The 17,581-nt window shown below is 69.1% G+C and carries 11 protein-coding genes; 10 read left to right on the forward strand and 1 reads right to left on the reverse strand.

Annotated features, from left to right (window positions below; genetic code table 11):
* Positions 1–117 precede the first annotated feature (117 nt).
* The 6 genes from kdgK1 (at position 118) to J0X25_RS22110 (ending at position 7,809) form a co-directional block, all read left to right on the forward strand.
* A complete protein-coding gene (gene kdgK1 / locus J0X25_RS22085) occupies positions 118–1,071 on the forward strand; it encodes a bifunctional 2-dehydro-3-deoxygluconokinase/2-dehydro-3-deoxygalactonokinase (RefSeq protein WP_207289618.1) in 954 nt (317 codons plus the stop codon).
* A gap of 124 nt (positions 1,072–1,195) precedes the next feature.
* Positions 1,196–2,455, forward strand: coding sequence for a PGF-CTERM sorting domain-containing protein (locus J0X25_RS22090; RefSeq protein WP_207289626.1), 1,260 nt, complete (start codon positions 1,196–1,198; stop codon positions 2,453–2,455).
* Positions 2,456–2,721: 266 nt separating this feature from the next.
* Positions 2,722–3,900, forward strand: a complete 1,179-nt coding sequence (locus J0X25_RS22095) for a hypothetical protein (protein WP_207289628.1) — start codon at positions 2,722–2,724, stop codon at positions 3,898–3,900.
* Positions 3,901–4,006: 106 nt separating this feature from the next.
* Complete coding sequence (locus tag J0X25_RS22100) at positions 4,007–5,485, forward strand: dihydrolipoyl dehydrogenase family protein (RefSeq protein WP_207289629.1); 1,479 nt, start codon at positions 4,007–4,009, stop codon at positions 5,483–5,485.
* A 245-nt stretch (positions 5,486–5,730) separates the two neighbouring features.
* Positions 5,731–6,093 carry a hypothetical protein gene (locus J0X25_RS22105; RefSeq protein WP_207289631.1) on the forward strand — a complete coding sequence of 121 codons (363 nt, stop codon included), beginning with the start codon at positions 5,731–5,733 and terminating at the stop codon, positions 6,091–6,093.
* A gap of 276 nt (positions 6,094–6,369) precedes the next feature.
* On the forward strand, positions 6,370–7,809 hold the full coding sequence (locus tag J0X25_RS22110) for an APC family permease (protein WP_225896716.1): 1,440 nt from the start codon (positions 6,370–6,372) through the stop codon (positions 7,807–7,809).
* 97 nt (positions 7,810–7,906) lie between these two features.
* Here J0X25_RS22110 and J0X25_RS22115 read toward each other — a convergent pair whose 3' ends face one another.
* Entirely contained in the window at positions 7,907–8,311 is a 405-nt protein-coding gene (locus tag J0X25_RS22115) for a CBS domain-containing protein (RefSeq protein WP_207289633.1), read from the reverse strand.
* A 195-nt stretch (positions 8,312–8,506) separates the two neighbouring features.
* On the opposite strand from J0X25_RS22115, the gene J0X25_RS22120 reads away from it, so the two are divergent.
* The 4 genes from J0X25_RS22120 to J0X25_RS22135 all read left to right on the forward strand — a co-directional run bounded on the left by J0X25_RS22120 (position 8,507) and on the right by J0X25_RS22135 (position 17,539).
* A complete protein-coding gene (locus J0X25_RS22120) occupies positions 8,507–10,150 on the forward strand; it encodes a thiamine pyrophosphate-binding protein (protein ID WP_207289635.1) in 1,644 nt (547 codons plus the stop codon).
* A gap of 112 nt (positions 10,151–10,262) precedes the next feature.
* Positions 10,263–12,578, forward strand: coding sequence for a hypothetical protein (locus J0X25_RS22125; protein ID WP_207289637.1), 2,316 nt, complete (start codon positions 10,263–10,265; stop codon positions 12,576–12,578).
* Positions 12,571–13,620 carry a PD-(D/E)XK nuclease family protein gene (locus J0X25_RS22130; protein ID WP_207289639.1) on the forward strand — a complete coding sequence of 350 codons (1,050 nt, stop codon included), beginning with the start codon at positions 12,571–12,573 and terminating at the stop codon, positions 13,618–13,620. Before J0X25_RS22125 ends, J0X25_RS22130 begins: the two co-directional genes overlap by 8 nt.
* Entirely contained in the window at positions 13,613–17,539 is a 3,927-nt protein-coding gene (locus tag J0X25_RS22135; protein ID WP_207289641.1) for a UvrD-helicase domain-containing protein, read from the forward strand. The genes J0X25_RS22130 and J0X25_RS22135 overlap by 8 nt, the downstream gene beginning before the upstream one ends.
* Positions 17,540–17,581 lie beyond the last annotated feature (42 nt).

Raw genomic sequence — 17,581 nt, forward strand, 5'->3', positions numbered from 1 at the left:
GTCCCGGGGTTCTTACGCGATGGTTAACTCGTCGCCATAACTTATACCGGAGCCGTCCGTTGCACGGAGTATGGACGACGCACACACGAGCAATGGGGCGGTCCGGGGGGCCGACCCGTGAGTGATATCGTCACGTTCGGCGAGACGATGCTCCGGCTGTCGCCGCCGGGTAACGAGCGACTCGAGAACGCGAGCGACTTCGAGGTCATGGCGGCGGGCGCGGAGAGCAACGTCGCGATCGCCGCGAGCCGGCTGGGGGCGACGGCGACCTGGCTGTCGAAGGTGCCCGAGACGCCGCTGGGCCGGCGCGTCGTCGGCGAAATCCGCAGTCACGGGATCGAGGCCGACGTGGTCTGGAGCCACCGGGGCCGGCAGGGGACCTACTACCTCGAGAAAGGGGGCGAACCCCGCGGGACGAACGTGATCTACGATCGGGAGAACACCGCCGTCTCGACGGCCGAGGCCCGCGAGTTCGACATCGAACGGATTCAGGACGCCCGCGTCTTCTTCACGAGCGGGATCACGCCCGCGCTGTCCTCGACGCTCCGGGAGACGACGATGAAGATGCTCAAGGCGGCCAGACAGGGGGGAACGACGACCGCCTTCGACTTCAACTACCGACGCAAGCTCTGGTCGCCCGACGAGGCCCACGAGACGCTGACGAAGCTGTTCCCCGGGATCGACGTCCTGGTCATCGCCGCCCGCGACGCCCGGACCGTCCTCGGCTTCGAGGGCGACCCGCGCCAGCTGGCCCACCGACTGGGCTCCCAGTACGACTTCACGACGGTCGTCGTCACCCGCGGCGCCGACGGAGTCGTCGGCTGGCACGACAGCGTCGTCCACGAGCAGAACGCCTACGAGACCGACACCGTCTCGCCGATCGGCACCGGCGACGCCTTCACCGGCGCCTTCATCGCTCGCCGGCTCCACGGCGACGACGTCCCCACCGCCCTCGAGTACGGCACGGCGACCGCGGCGATCAAGCGGACGATTCCCGGCGACGTCGCGCTCGTCTCCAAGGAGGAGGTCGACGCCGTCGTGAAAGACGGCGGCCAATCGATCTCCCGATAACCCGCGGGAACCGACGGTCGTCGCACGGATCCCGTCACGACGGGTCGACCCGGGGCTCGGGGCCCCTCATTTTGACGGTCTTGCCAAAACTCCTTTTATAATATACTGTGAAAGTAAGGCCGTCATGAATCGGATTGGTGCAGCCGTACTCGCACTGCTCGTGGTGACGAGCGCCGTCGGCGTGGCGTTCGGAGCCACCGCCGGTGCGTCGTCGACGGGCGCTGCAGAATCGAACGCGACCAGTACCGGGACCGGATCCGAGGCATACGCCGGGAGCCACGTCTCGTTCTCGGTCGAGGGCGACTCGATCGTCGACTATCGGGTCGGCGGCGAGGAGACGTTCTCCTCGGTTGCCGTCCAGTCCGAGAGCGAGGCCGCTACCGGCGCCGACGTGGGCGCCGAAATCGACCTCGAGGTGCTGACGTCCCTCGAGGGCGCGGGCCTCTCGATGGGCGCCCAGTCGGAGACCAGCGCACAGGTGCAAGCCGAGAGCGGCGCGACGCTGTCGGCCCACGACACCGAACGCGGAACCCTCGTCGTCGAGAGCGGCGGCGAGAACCAGGTCGTGAAGGCCGACCTCGCCGCCAGTGCGACGGCGGAAGAGGAAGGCGAGCGCGTCCGCGTCGAGAGCGACTCCCACGAGGGCGTCTTCCTCGTCGTCGGCGACGGCGAGGTCACCGTCAACGAGGAGGGCGACGTCACCGCCAAGCTCGAGGGCGATTCGACGCTGGCGTTCCGCTCCTACGAGGACGGCGAGCGCGACGAACAGGCCGAGTACGAGGAGTCGCTGATCGCCAACGGCGAGTCAGCCGTCGAGGTCCACGTCGAGGAGCGCGACGGCGAGGCGGTCGGCGAGGCCGTCACCTACGGGCAGGAGACCAGCGCCGAGGTCGCCACCGAGACCCGCAATCGGGTCGACGTGACCATCGACCGCGCGACCCACGAGGGGACGGTCGTGATGACCACCGTCTCCGAAGAGGCCGTCGGTACCCTCGAGGACCTCGAGGTCCGCATCGACGGCGAGGCCGCCGTCGAGGTCAGCTCCAAGAGCGAACTCGAGGGGGCGATCAACGGCGACGAATCGCGATACATGGTCGTCCAGCGGAGCGAGGCCTCCGGCGAAGCGACGGTCTACATCGCGGTGAACCACTTCTCCGAGCGCACGGCGACGATCGACGGCGGAGACGGCGACGGTTCGGACGGGACGAACGACACGACCGAGACCGACGAGAGCGAGGCGAACGACGGCGGCAACGGAGACGACGGGAGTGCCGACGATGACGGCGCCGACGACACGGGCGGCGACAGCATGCCCGGCTTCGGCGTCGCGGTCGCCGTCGTCGCGATCGGCGTCGCCGGCCTGCTCGCTCGAGTGCAGGAGTAACTGCGACTCGCTCGCGAGTCGGTCAGGCTCGCCGCTGTATCCGGTTTCGCGCTTTTCACGCGGTTCGCTCCGCTGACGCACTTCCCCGTTGACGCGTTCGATCCGTTTTCACAGTTCGTTCCGTTCCGCAGTTCGCTCCGCTCACCAGATTTCACGGCCGAATAGGAATCGATTCAGTGACCGAACAGATGTGAGCGATCCACTCACACATGTGGACGGCATTGTCAGAAGGACTTTGAAACCCCGGTGAGATCGGATCGAGTGCAATGAACCGAATCGCAGCCGTTGCACTCGCGGCGCTGGTCACGATGGCGACCCTGTCGGTCGCCGTCGTCGGCGGCGCTGCGGGCGCGACACAGCCCTCCGAATCGAACGCGATGACCGCGCAGAACGCGACGGCCGACGGCTACGTCGGCACCCACGTCGCGTTCGAGACCTCGAGCAACTCCCTCGTCGACTACCGCGTCGGCGGCGAGGAGGTCTTCGAGAACGTGACCGTCGCCAGCCAGAGCGACCACCAGAGCCGAACCGGCCTCGGTGCCGACGCCGAGCTCTCGGCCGTGGCGAACCTCGCCGGGCTCGGGCTCGAGATCGACGCCCGGAGCCAGACGCGAGCCGACGTCGCGACCGACGGGTCCGCGTCGCTGTCCGCTCACGACACCGAGCGCGGCATCCTGACCGTCGACGCCGGCGGCGAAGAGCAGTACGTCGAACTGAACCTCTCCGGAGAGAGCAACGCCTCGGCAAGCGAGGAGGACGACCGCGTCCTCGTCGAAACCGAGAACCGCACCGGCGTGCTGGTCGTCGCCGGCGACGGCGACGTCGCGGTCAACGAGAACGGCGACGTGACGGCCGATCTCGCCGGCGACTCGACGCTGGTCTTCCGCTCGTACGCGGACGGCGAACGCGACGACGACGCCGTCGAGCAGGAACGGCTGATCGCCGAGGGAACGGCGACCGCCGAGGTCTACGCCGACGAGGTCGACGGCGAGCGCGTCGCCGACGTCGCGACCTACGGCCACGACACCACCGTCGAGGCCAGCGCCGAGGCCGAAGAACGCCTCGAGATGACCGTCGAACGCGCCGAGAGCGAGGGGAAGGTCGTCATCGTCTCCGTCTCCGAGGCCGCGCTCGAGGCCGTCGGGAGCGCCGAGGACCTCGCGGTGACCGTCGACGGCGAGGCCGCCGCCGAAGCCTCCTCGTACGGCGAACTCGAGGGCGGCATCGGCGAGGAGCCCCGCTACATGGTGACCTCCTCGAGCGAGGCGTCGGCGGCCGCCGACGTGCTCGTCGCGGTCGACCACTTCTCGGAGCGAAACGTGGCGGTTCAGAGCGCCGACGACGTCGAGGACGGCGACGGCGAGGACGACAGCGTACCCGGCTTCGGCGCCACCGCGGCGCTGGTCGCCGCGCTGCTCGGTATCGGCGCTCGGATTCGACAGTAAGCCGCCCTGCTGACCCGCTTTTTCGCCGTCGTTTTGGACGTGTCGAACGGTTTCACTCACGCACCGTCGGAGGAACGCCTTTTTGTCACGACGCCGTACCCCGGATATGGTACACGTCGCGATCGTCGGCGCGTACGGCAGTGCAGGCGTCGCCGCCGCCGACGAACTCCTCGAGCGCCGCGGGGAACTCGACGACCTCGAACTGACGCTGATCGACGACGGGGATCCGGGCGGCGGACTCTGCATTCTGCGGGGCTGCATGCCGAGCAAGGACGTGCTCTCGGCCGGCCAGCACCGGTATCAGGCCCGTCACGACGACCGACTCGAGGGCGTCCCCGAGGTCGATCCCGAGGCGGTGGTCGCCCGGAAGGACGAGCACGTCTCGAGCTTCGCCGAACACCGCCGGGGGCACGTCCACGACCTGGCCGAGCGCGAGGGCGTCGAATTCCTTCGCGAATCGGCGCGGTTCGTCGACGACCGCGTTCTCGCAGTCAGGGGCCGCCGCCTCGAACCGGACTACGTCGTGATCGCGACCGGCTCCGTGCCCAACATTCCGGACCTGCCGGGAATCGACGACGTGCCGATCCGGACGAGCGCGGACGTCCTCGACGCGACCGCGTTTCCGGAGTCGGGACTCGTGCTCGGCAACGGCTACATCAGCCTCGAACTCGGCCCCTACCTCAGCGAGGTCGGCGACGTCGACCTCACCGTGATCGAGCACGACGAACGACCGCTCGACGCGTTTCCGGACGCCTACGGCGACGCGATCCTCGAGCTCTACCGGGAGCAGTTCGGGATCGAGGTGCTGACGACCACCGACGAGAAGCGCCTCGAGCGGACCGACGACGGCGGCGTCCGACTGGTCGCCGAGCGGATGGCGGAGGACGGGACGGGCGGTGACGCCACGGAACTGACCGTCGAAGCCGACGAACTCTACTGCTTCACCGGTCGCAAACCGAACCTCGAGGGGTTGGACCTCGAAAAGACGGGGATCGAGCCGGGGTCGGGGTGGGTGGGGTCGACCATGCAGGCGCTCGACGACGATCGTGTCTTCGTCGTCGGCGACGCGAACGGCCGCGAGCCGATCCTCCACGTCGCCAAGGAGCAGGGCTTTGCGGCCGCGGCGAACGTCGTCCACCACGCGCGCGAGGAGAACCTCGAGCCCTACGCCAACGTCCCCCACCACGTGATCTTCTCGGGGCTGGGTGTCTATCCGGTTGCCAGAGTGGGCCACACGCCAGCGACGGCCGCCGATTCGGGGATGGACGCCTTCGTCGTGACCCGAGAGGCGTCGTCCGACGGGGTGTTCAAGACCAAGGATCACCCCGAGGGCCGGGCGACGCTGGTCGTCGACGCGAACAGCGGGTCCGTCCTCGGCTACCAGGGCGTCCACCTCCACGCCGACGTGATGGCGAAGACGATGCAGATCGTCGTCGAGATGGGACTCGACGTCCGCGAGGTACCGAACCGGGCCTACCACCCCACCACGCCCGAGATCCTCGACGGCCTCTTTCGGGAGGCCTGCGCCGAACTCGAGGATCGCCAGCAGTGCGTCGGCCCCGATTCCCGCGATACGGCGCTGTAGACGCGTCGACGAGAGGAGCTGACGATCGTCGGGGACACCGGTCACCGCATCGACATCGACTGATCGCGCGCTCGAGTCGACTCCGACTGGACTTCTGTGCCGATTCCAACTGCACTCCGGTTCCGATTCCGACTGCGCTCCGTTCTCGCCAGCGTCCGAGTACCGCAGCTGTGAGCGGCCGGCCACCGCGTCACCCGACCCCGTCCGGGCGTACACCCAAGGGGGACGGGATCTAACCACCAGCCATGGGAGAAGATACCAGCCACGACGGGGTCGAGGAGTCCGAATCGACGCCGATCGAGGAGAACCCGACGGACGCGGTCGACCTCGAGCACACCGAGCGCGTGCGGGTGGGCGTCACTCGCGGCGAGACCGATCTGGAACTCGGACCGCCGCGGGACTATCCGGACCGGGCCGACGTCTCGGTTCGGCCCGAGTCGGCGGACGGCCATCGGCTCGTGTTGAGCATCGACGCGATGGCGGGCGACCACGGCACGGGTCACGCGGATATCGAACTGACGCCGGCGGAGGCCCGGGCGCTGCGGGACCGACTCGACGAGACCGTCCGCTGGATGACCGAAGACGACGAACCGGGAGCCGAGACGTGACCGCAGTCCGCTCCCGAGTTCCCTCCCGACTCGAGCGTCGATGCTGACGGATCGCCGGCGATTCTTCATCGCAGGTACGAAGGCGACCACCCTATTTACAATCGTTAATCGATACTGCGGGATACATATACGACGGTTTCGATATAACGGGATTGAGATTACTTCCCTAGCGATTTCTGACGGTGTTTTGAACAAACACGTTCATTAGGTGGTAGTGAACATGGCAGAACGTGGTAAAACGCGCCTGCAGATGACTTCAAATTAATCAACGAGTCGGTGGGAGTAGGGGCGGCGATCGCACTGCTGATCGGGACCGCGCTGGGGATGAGTATCTTCCTCGTGCCGACGCAGATGGCCGCCGAGGCCGGGCCGAGCATCGTGATCGCCATTCTGGTCGCGATAATTCCGATGTCGCTGGGCGTCTTGCAACTGTTACAACTCGGCGGGGCGATCCCCGTCGCCGGCGGGGCGTACGTCTACGGCTCTCGCCTCGTCGGTCCGTACTGGGGCTTTCTCAACATCATGCTGCCGGTCGTGGCCGTCTGGGCGTACCTGCTGTTCGCCGCGCTCGGCTTCGCCCAGTACCTGCCGTACCTCCTCGAGTTACTGGAAACGGGGATCCAGATCCCGGAAGTCGCCGCGGTGATGGCGATCCTCGCCTTCTTCCTGCTGGTCAACTACGTCGGCATTCAGATGGCTGCACGGGCCCAGATCGCGCTCGTCGCCGTCCTGATCGCCGGCATGCTGACGTTCATCGTCGGCGGCTTCGCCTCGTTCGATATCGGGAACTTCGAGCCGATGTTCCCCGACGGCGAGGGCCAGCCCTTCGAGGAGGGGCTGGCGCCGTTCTTCCTCGCGATCGTCTTACTGTACATCCCCTTCCAGGGGTTCGCGATGATCATCGAGATCGGCGAGGGACTCGAGAATCCGACGAAGAACATCCCGCGAGTCCTCGCCGTCGGGATGACGTTCGTCGCCGTGCTCTCGATCGCCATCGTCCTCGCGCTGATCGGCGGCGCGTCGTGGGAGGCGGCCGTCGGCCCGGACGGTGAACCCGTCGACGGTGCGCTCGCGGCCGTCGCGGACGCGTTCGGAACCGTCCCGACCGCGGGACTGGTACTCATCGCCGTCGCGGCGCTGGTCGCCGCGGCGACGACCGTGAACACGCTGTACACGTCCTACTCGCGGACGGTCATGCGCGCCTCGCGCGACAACCTCTTGCCCGGCTTCTTCGCCGGGATCCACGATCGGTTCGATACGCCCCACCGGGCGGTCATCTTCATGGGCGTTCCGCCGCTCGCCGTCGCGCCGTTCGTGGGCTACCTCGACGAGCTCACCGGCCCCGCGTTCCTCGACTGGCTGGTCGTCGTCGTCACCGGGACCTTCCTCTCCTTCATGATCGGCGGCATCGCGCTGTGGAACCTCCCGAAGACGTTCCCGCAGCGCTACGAGTACTCGGTCTACAAACTGCCACTGCCGGTGCTCAAGCTGGTCGCGGTCGGGAACGTCCTCGTCTCGTTCGTGTTCATGCTGCTCGTCGCGGCGAGCGCGCCGACGGCGCTGGCGTTCGTGGCCGTCTTCGCGCTCGTCTCGTCGATCGGCTACGTCTACCGCGTCCGATCCTCGACGCAGGCGGGGACCGACCTCCGGAAGGAGATGTCGGTGTTGCACCAGCACGAGGGCGGCGACGGCGAGACCGCCGACCGAACCGACTGACGCGCTGCGAGGCGCCAGTGCCCGTCTCGAGACCGGCTATCGGCCTCGAGCTATCGACGTGAGAGGCGCTCGAGTCGAACGTGGGGACGAAAACGGGCTATTCAGGACTCGGCGTCTCCTCGCGGGAGAGGTACGCCGCCAGATCGGTCGTCGTGACCATGCCGATGACCCCCTCTTCCTCGTCGACGACGGGGAGGTGGTGAAAACCGTGTTCGACCATCGCGTCCGCGGCGTCGCGGATGCTATCCTGGGCCGTGACCGTGACGACGTCCTCGGTCATGTACTCCGAGACCGGCGTCTGGTCCTTCGGTTTGCGCTCGGCGACGATCCGGACGAAGTCGGTGTTCGTCAGGATTCCCTCGAGTCGATTGTCGTCGTCGACGACGACCGCCGACCCGATCCCGTTGTCGAGCATCAGTTGGGCGGTCTCCTCGACGAGCGTGTCCGACGTCACCGTGTGCAGCGACGCGGACATGATGCGTCCGACGAAAATATCCTCCATACACATCTGTACTCTTTATACACTATAAGAATTATCGAAGTCAGTCAGTTCGGCCGGTGCTTGCGGAGGCGGCCCCCCGGGGGCGGCCGAGTTGGAGGCATCCCCGCCCGTCCGAGACGGTGAGCGATCGACGCGGAATGCCGCGACGCCAACGGAGGGGGAGAGTCCAAGTAGCTGGTCTCCGAGAATCGACGTATGGACGTCAGCCAGGCGGTCGTCGAGCGACTGGCGGCCGACGGGATCGACACGGTCTTCGGCATCCCCGGGAAGCAGACGCTGCCGCTGAACGAGGCGATCGGTCGACGGGACGACGTGCGGTACGTGATGGCTCGCCACGAGACCGCGGTCAGCCACCAGGCGTGGGGCTACGCGGAGACCAGCGGCCGGCCGGCGGCGACGGTCGTCGTTCCCGGCCCGGGCGATATGAACGCGATGAACGGGCTGAAGAACGCGTACAACGACTGCACGCCGCTGGTTCACCTCGCCGTCGAGACCGACCCGGAACTCCGCGGCGGCGACGGCATCCACGAGACGCCGCCGGAAACCTACGACACCGTCGTCAAGGCGAACCGACTCGTCGAGGCGCCCGAGCGAACGGCCGTCGTCCTCGAGGAGGCCATCGCGGTCGCGCAGACGCCCCCGAAGGGGCCCGTCCGCGTCGGGATTCCGAAGTCCTTCCTCTCGATGGACGTCCCCGTCGCGACGGCCGGGGAGTACAGTCGGGCGTTCGTCTCGGGCGTCCCGGAGCGCGAGATCGAAACGGCCGCCGACCTGCTCGCCGACGCGAACGAGCCGATCATCGTCGCCGGCGGCGGCGTCCGCGCTGCGGGGGCGAGCGACCACCTCCGGCGCGTCGCGGATCGCCTCGGCGCGCCCGTCGTGGCGACCTACAAGGGGAAGGGCGTCCTCCCCGACGGCGACGGCGGCTGCGTCGCCGGCACGCTCTCGGGGAGTGCGTCGCCGGAACTGCTCGACCTGCTCGCGGACGCCGACGCGGCGCTCGGCGTGGGAACGGACTTCGACGCCGTCGCGACCCGCGCGTGGGACGTCGATGTACCCGGGACGCTGGTCCACGTCACGCTCGCGGCCGACGACCTCGCGACCGGCTACGAGCCGACCGTCGGAATCGTCGCCGACGCCGGCGAGGCGCTGGCGGCCCTCGAGGACGCCCTCGCCGACCGCGAACTCTCGGCTGGCGACGCCGTCGAACGCGCCGCGGCAGTTCGGGCGGCCGCGAGCGACCGACTCGAGGACCTGCGCACTTCGTCGCCGCCGCTCACCTCGGTGGCCGCGCTCGAGGCCGTCCGCGAGGCGGTTCCGCGGGAGGCGATCGTCGCGGCCGACGCCGGCGGCTTTCGGGTCTGGGCGCTGAACGCCTTCGAGGCCGCGGGGCCGCGCTCGTACGTCAATCCGGGCTCGTGGGCGTCGATGGGGACCGGGCTACCCTCGGGGATCGGCGCCCAGCTCGCCAACCCCGACGAGAACGTGGTGGTCCTCACCGGCGACGGCGGGCTCATGATGTGCGTCCACGAACTCCACACGGCCGTCGCCGAGGGGCTCCCGTTGACCGTCGTCGTCTTCGCCAACGCGGACTACGCGATCATCAGCGACGAGGCCGAGCGAAGCTACGACCTCGGGGCCGGCGCCTACGACTGGGCGGACGCCCCCATCGACTTCACCGCGCTGGCCGAGAGTGTCGGAATGCGAGCCGAGCGCGCGGAAACGCCGTCCGAAGTTCGATCGGCCCTCGAGTCCGCCATCGACGCCGACGAACCGACGTTGCTCGAGGTGCCGACGGATCCGGACGAACCGCAGGCCGGCGACTGGATGGCCGAGTAGGACCGCTCGCCCTCTCCCTAGCCCTCCCGCACGCGGAGGGGCGGAAAACCACGTCCGCTTCGCGGCGCACATTTAAGTAGGAAACCGGCTTTACTGCGGGACGTATCACGTGATGGCGTCCCCGTCGTCGACCCTCGAAGGTACCTGCAAACTGCGCGCCGAACCCGCGCCCAGCGACGCGCTCTTCGCGTGGGTCGCCGCGGAGTACGCCGCCCTCGCCGACGAGTACGGACCGCGGAACGTGCTGGTCCTGAAACGCCACCCCGCCGGCCTCGAGCGACTCGTCGAGACGTGTTCCGGCGTCGACGCCGCGGCAGGGCCGCGTTCACCCCGCGTCGAGTCCCTGCCCGAACACGCCTCGAAGGCCCTCGAGGAGTACGACCCGACGCTCGACCGCCTCGAGTACGAGGAGCGTATCGAACTCGTCTCGCTGGTGATCGACGGCGCCAGCCGCTCGGTACCGGCGTATCTGGAACGCGCCGCCGAGCACGAGAGTTTCGCCCGCGACGTCGGGCAACTGCTGCTCGAGGCGACGCGCCAGCGGTTGCGACTCGCCGACGTCGAGGCCGACGATCCCCACGAGTGTCTGGCCTTCCTGTACGCGATGAACGACCGCTTCCACGCGGAACTCGAGGACCGGGGCTACGTCGAACGGGCCGACGTCGTCCCGCGGACCGTCGACCTCCTCGAGTCGAACGCGGACGGCCTCCGGGACCGCGTGACGGAGTCGATCGACGCCGTCCTCGCCGTCGAGTTCGAGGAGTACCGACGCCTCGACCGGCGCTACCTCGCGGCGCTGACCCGGGACGCCGACCTCGTCTGCCTGGGCGAACGTCACGCCAGCGTCGAGCGTACCCGTGTCGAACCCGGTCGGATCGAGGATCTCGTCGGTGACGACCTCGCGGTCGAGGTGCTCGAGGACCCGCTCGGCGAAGACGAGAGCGACGACCGCGGTATCGGACGCCGGAAGCCGTCACATCGGGCGATTACCCGGTTTCTGGCGACCGGCAAGGGACCACAAGAACAGCGACACGGCGGCGAGGGCGACAACGAAAACGAGGGGCCTGACAGAGAAAACGGAGACGGCGGAGACGAACCGAACATCACGGGGCGAGCGCGACGCATCCGGACCCGGACCGCTCGCGAACAGGTCCGGACGGTCGCCACCGAGATTCAGGCGCTACGCGACCGGCACGGCTGGAGTTTCGACGAGTTCGCCGTTGCGGTGCCGCGAATCGAGCGCGTCCCCGAGACGCGAACGCGGCTCCGCGAGGCCGGGGTTCCGACGGCGACGATCGGGACCCCCGCGCTCGCGGAAGACCCGGCGGTCAACGAACTCTACGCGTTCGTCACGCTCCAGTGCGAGCGCGAGCGCGACGGAGACGGAATAGGGGCCGCGACCGGAGACCTCCACGCCGACCGCGGCCGCGACGCGGGCGACCCGCGCGAGGTCTCGCTCGAGCGCCTGCGCGCTCGCGTCGACGACTTCTCGCCGAACCTGCTCGAGGAAACCGCCGGATCGAGCGTCTCCCGGTCGCTCGAGCGGTGGATCCGCCGAACGGATCTGAAGGGGCGAATCGCCCGCGAGGAGGAGTGGATCGACGCCCGCGAGGCGTTCGCCGGAGTCAGCCGGGTGCTCGAGATCGCCCGCTTCGTCGAGGAGACGGACCTCGTCGGGCCGGACTGGCAGGGGTTACGCCGGATGCTCCGGCGGACGATCCAGTACGACGCGCCCTACGTCCACGCCGTCGAGACGCAGCCGCCGACCGGCGGCGTCACGGTCTGTGCCGCCGCCGACCTGAAGTACGACTCGCGGGAGGCCGTCTTCCTGCTGGACCTGACCGACGACACCTACCCCGGCGAGCAGTTCCTGACGCAACTGTTCCCGACGGCGTGGCTGCGCGAGATGGAAACCTATCCGGCGGTCACTGATCCCGACCCCAGCGACATCGCGGAGACGTTCGCGACCGTCGACAGGGAGGCCGTCGGCGATCCCTTCGAGACCTACCACGCACAGCGCGCACGCCGGCGCCTCGCGCTCGGCGCCCGCGCCGCGCGCAGTCACCTGTACTGCTGTTCCTACGAGCGCGGCGCCGGCGGCCTGCGCCGGACGTTCGACGAGTCGCGCTACCTGCAACTGATCGACGCGGCGCCGGGCCTCGACCTCGAGGACGTCTCGACCGAGACGGGGGCGGCGATCCACGGCGAGCGGAACGCTCTCGAGGCGCTGCTCGACCAGCCCCGCGGCGAACTCGAGCGGATCCTGCGGGAGGCGAGCACCGGCGGCGAGGCCGATCTGGGCGCGACCGAGGAACTGTTCGAGGAGATCGCGGTCGTGCTCGAGGAGGGCGACGTGGACCCCGAACTCGCGGAAGCGGTGCGCTCGCAGTTCGAGTTCGCCGCGGGAGAGGTGATCCGCGATGACTGACGGGAGCGTCGAGGGCGGACAGGAGCGGTCACGAATCGACGCCCTCTCGGTAGACGGCCTCGCGACCGCGCTCCACTGCCCCCGCCGGTTCGAGTTCGCCCACGTCGACGGCCTCGAGGGCGACGGTGACGACGGGCCGACCGCGGATCGCGTCGCGCTCCTGCGAACGGCCATCTGCGACGCGCTCCGGCGGGGCGAGACCGACCGCGAGGCGCTCGTCGAGGCCGCTCGAGGCCGACTCGAGGCGCTCTGGGCCGACCACGACGAGCGGTTCCACTCGCGGACCCAGCGACGCCACGAACTGCGCGTGCTCGAGGCGACGCTCGAGGCCTACGTCGACCGGGTCGGCGTCGAACACGCCGCCGGGATCGAACGGCTGGCGGACGACGCCGCCGGCGGGGAACTGATCGGGCCGGAGTTACCGGTCTCGAGTACGGTCTCGCTCCCCGACCGGGACGAGACTGTCGAAATCGACGCCGCCGTCGACTACGTCTACGCGGACGGTCAGTCGGTCGTCGGCGTTCGGTTCGTTCCCACGCTCGCGCCGCTGGGGCTGCTTCGCTACCGCTCCGACTGGGAGGGGGCCGTCGCCGAGGCCTTCACGGATCATTTCGATACAGCAACGGACGGCTTCGATCCGACGCTCGTCGGCGCGCTCTTCGAGACGGCCGTCGTGATCGACGGCCTCCGCGCGCGCTGTGAGCGACTGGGACTCGAGGACCGGACCTGTCGGTACGTGCAAATCCCGCTGGCCGACCGCTCGAGCACCGCGGTCAACTGGGTCCGGGAGACGGTCGAGGCGAGCCTCGAGACGGTCGATCTGACCGAGACCTACATCGACCACCACACCTACGGCATGACCCACGAACACCGGAACCGGACCGTCGACGACCGACTCGCGGCCGTCGTCGGCGACCTCCTCGCGGCCGAGTACGATCCGACCAATCGGTGGACGCAGATCTCGAGCGAGGTCTGTCCCGACTGCGAGTACGCGGTGTGCTGTCAGGACTACATCGCCGCGGAGGTGCGCTTCGATGGCTGAAGAGCGGCGGGAGCGGCGACCGGACCACGGCGGCTCACGAGTGGGCGACGAGGGCAGCGATGGCGACCTCGAGCCGAAGGGCAACCAGCGGGCCGTCATCGAGAGCCGCGCGGCCTGCACCTCCGTCGACGCCGGCGCGGGGACGGGGAAGACGACGACGATGCTCATGCGGATCGAACGCGCGATCGAGCGCGGCGACGTCGACCCGGAGGACGTGCTGGTGTTGACCTTCGCCAACGAGGCCGCCGGGAGCATCCGCGAGGCCGTCGCCGAGCGCCTCGATCCCGCGGCCGCCGCGGCGATCGACGTCTACACCTACCACTCCTTCTGTTACCGGCTGGTCCGGGAGTACGCCTACTACCTGGGCTACTCGCCGGAGTTCGACGTCGTCACCGAGCGCACGCGCCGACGGATGGTCGGCCGACTGCTCGCCGAGAACGACTACGGCTTCGCGACCGCGGCCGGGCGAAGCGACGGCTCGCCCGAGGACCTCACCGCCGCCGTCGACGGCTTCATCCGGGCGATGAGTCAGGAGGACGTCACGCCCGACGAGTTACAGGAGCGATTGCCCGCGGTGCGCACCCTCGAACTCTGCAACGAGTTCGTCCTCTGGCTGGAGCGCACGGCGAGCGAGGAGCTTTCCTTCGACAACGCGGCACTGCGCTACTTCAACGCCGACGACCACCTCGAGGCCGGCCGGGAGTCGCTGGTCGACTACGGCAAACTCCTCGAGTACTGCCGCGAGAAGATCGCGGAGGCCCCCGCCGAGTTCCGCGAGGACGACGTGGTCCGCGACGTCGACCGCTACCTCCGGGTGCTCCAGGAGTGCGTGACGAACGCGATCGACGTCCTGTCGCTCGAGGATCCCACGACGAAACAGCTTCCGCGCGCCCTGTTCGGCAACGAGATCTGGCGGGAGGCCACGAACCGGATCGAGCAGAGCCCGTTCGGCCGCCTGAAACACTACGTCGAGTTCATGCGCCTCGCGCGCCACTACGCCGACGTCTACGCCGATTACCACGACGCCCTCGAGGCCGAGCGCGCGCTGGACTTCGACGAACTGGTGCGGACGGCGACGGGGCTGTTGGACGATCCGGCGATCGCCGGCGAGATCACGGGCCAGTGGGAGCAGGTCTACTGCGACGAGTTCCAGGACACCGACGAGACGCAGTTCGCGCTGATCACCGAACTCACGGACGGCCCCGATCGGCCCGACCTGCTCGCCATCGGCGACAAGGATCAGGCCATCTACGGCTGGCGGGGCACCGACCGCGAAGGGCTGGATCGACTCGCGGACGCCTACGACGACCACGAGGCGATCGAACTCGAACTCAACTTCCGCTCGCGCCAGGAGATCCTCGACCTCACGAACCACTGCGATTACGGCCCGCAGTCCTCGAAGACGCTCCGCGAGGTCGGCCGGACGCCCGGTGAGTACCGGGCCGACGGGAATTCGGCGGGAGAATCGGAGGACGCCGCGCTCGAGGGAAGTGCTGACGACGAGGCGGCGACCGACGACGCCGACAGAGCGGTGACGAACGGCGATCCCGCCAATCCACCGGATCGCGTCGTCAAGATCGAGAGCGCCCGCGTGGGCCCGTCGACGGCCGAACAGGTCGCGACCACCGTCTCGCGGCTACTGAACGGCGAGGCCGAGAACGTCCCCCAGCGCTCGCTCGAGGACATCGCGGTCATCGTTCGGACCAACCGCCACGCGCAGTCGGTCGCCGAGGAACTGCGGGACCTCCAGATCCCCTACGAGATTTCGGGCTCCCCCCGCGGCGAGATTTCGCCCGGCGTCCGGACGCTGCTCTCGTACTTCCGCGTGCTCGTCGATCCGACCGCGGATGCCCACCTCCGGCGCGTGTTGCTCTACCGGTATCGGCTCCCGGAGAGCGACCTCGCGACGCTCCAGCGACGGGACGGATCGCTGTACGACGCGGTGATAGACGACGGGTCGGAGGGCGAATCCGACGCGAGCCTCGAGCACCCCGAGCGCGTCGAACGGGCCCGGGGCCACCTCGCGGCGCTCGAGCACCTGCGAGACGTCTACCCGCTGTCGGGGTTCGTCCGTCGGTTCCGCGAGGTGACCCGCCTCGAGTGGTTCCTGACGAGCGAGGAGCGCGAGGAACTCGAGCGGATCGAGCGGTTCGTCGAGGCCTACACCGGTGACTCGGTGATACAGACGCTGACGCCGTCGTTCGTCGACGCGCTCGAGCGGACGCTGCGGGGCGGCGAGAGCGAACGCACCCGCGGCACCCAGTCGACGGACTCGATCGACGTCATGACGGTCCACCAGGCCAAGGGGCTGGAGTTCGACACGGTGCTCGTCCCCTACCTCTCCGACGAGGAGTGGTGCGTCGAGCGCGATTACGCCCGGCGGGCCAGGTACAGACTGCTCGCGGCGATGCTGGACGACGACGTCGACTCGCCGCTGCTGGCGGATCTGGCGGCCGAGACCGTCGGCGAGGAGTGGCGGGTGCTTCACGTCGCGCTCACCCGCGCCGAGAACCACCTGTTCGTCTTCGGCTCCGAGTACGACTACGACGGCGAGGAGGGCGATCTGGCGGCCTCGACCGCCGACGCCTGCCTCGCCGACGAGATCGAGTGGTCGGTCGCCGGCCGGCGAATGAACCTCTGGTCGTCGCTCCGGGAGAGTTTCGAGCGGGTGCGCGAGACCTACCCCGGGACCGTCGCCGACCGGACCGAGGAGATCGAGCTCTCGGCCGGCGTCAGCCCGGGGACGATCACCTACTACGCCGACTACGGCGACCGACCGGTCGAACCCCTCGAGACGCGGGAGGCCATCGAGACGGTCCACCGACTCGGGCGGCTGCTGCGCGACGGGACGCTGCTCCCCGCGGCCGACGCGGCGAGTCACGGCGGCAACGAAGCCGGGGACAGAGGCGAAAGCGGGCGCGGAGGCAGGGACGGGAGCAGGGACGAGGGCGGGGGCAGGAACGGGGGCGGGGGCGGGACCGCGGCCAGTCGCTCGAGGCGTCGGGTACCGACCGGTCGCCAGCTCTCGGCGCTGACGCCCGACACCGTCCGGTTCCCCGTCGAGACGCTCGCGAACGCCGCCGAGTTGCCGGCCGCGTTGCGCCACAGCTACTCGGCGATGGAGACCCACGACACGTGCCCGCGAAAACACTACCTCGATCACGTCGTGCGGGCGTTCGACGACCCCGCGGCGGGAACGGGAGCGGGAATGGGCACGGGAGTCGGTTCGCAGGGAACTCGAGCGGAGACACCGTCCGAACCCGGCTCGCGGCTCGTCGGTACCGTCTTCCACGACGTCGCCGAGGAGGCCTTCTACCGCGAGTACCGGACCCGGGAGGCGTGGCGCGAGGCCGCCGTCCGACAGCTCACCGCGCGGGATCTGCTCGAGCACCGCGAGGCCGTCCTCGCCTGTATCGATCGCTTCTTCGAGGCCGACGCGCCGGCGTTCGACGCGCCGGTCGCCGACTGGGAGCCGCTGGCCGCGGAACTCCCCTTCGCGCTCGCGGACGTCGCCGACGTGCGCGGCGACGTCGTGGGCTACGTGGACTCGATCCGGCGGACCCCCGACGGCGGCCTCGCGGTGCTCGACTACAAGGCGACGGCCGAGCGGATCGCCCCCGCCGACGCGACGCAACTCGCGCTGTACGCCCGGGCCTGCCAGCGGCGGTTCGACGACCCCATCGCGGCGGTCGGCTACGTCTACGTCGGCGACGTCGAGGGGCCGCGCGTCGACCTCATCGATCCCGACGACCTGCCGCCGTGGTCGGCGGTTCGGGAGACGCTCGAGGCGGTCGACGCGCCGTCGTTCGGCGAGACGACGCCGGGCGACCACTGTCGGTACTGCCCGCACCGGTCGCTGGGGTGTGGGCCCGACGGGGTCGTCGAGGCGGCCGATATCGAGGTTTCAAGCGATGACTGAATCGGCTGCCGCGGGGACCGTGCGCGGTCAGAGCGTCGGCGA

Source organism: Haloterrigena alkaliphila (genome assembly GCF_017352155.2).
Lineage (GTDB): Archaea > Halobacteriota > Halobacteria > Halobacteriales > Natrialbaceae > Haloterrigena > Haloterrigena alkaliphila.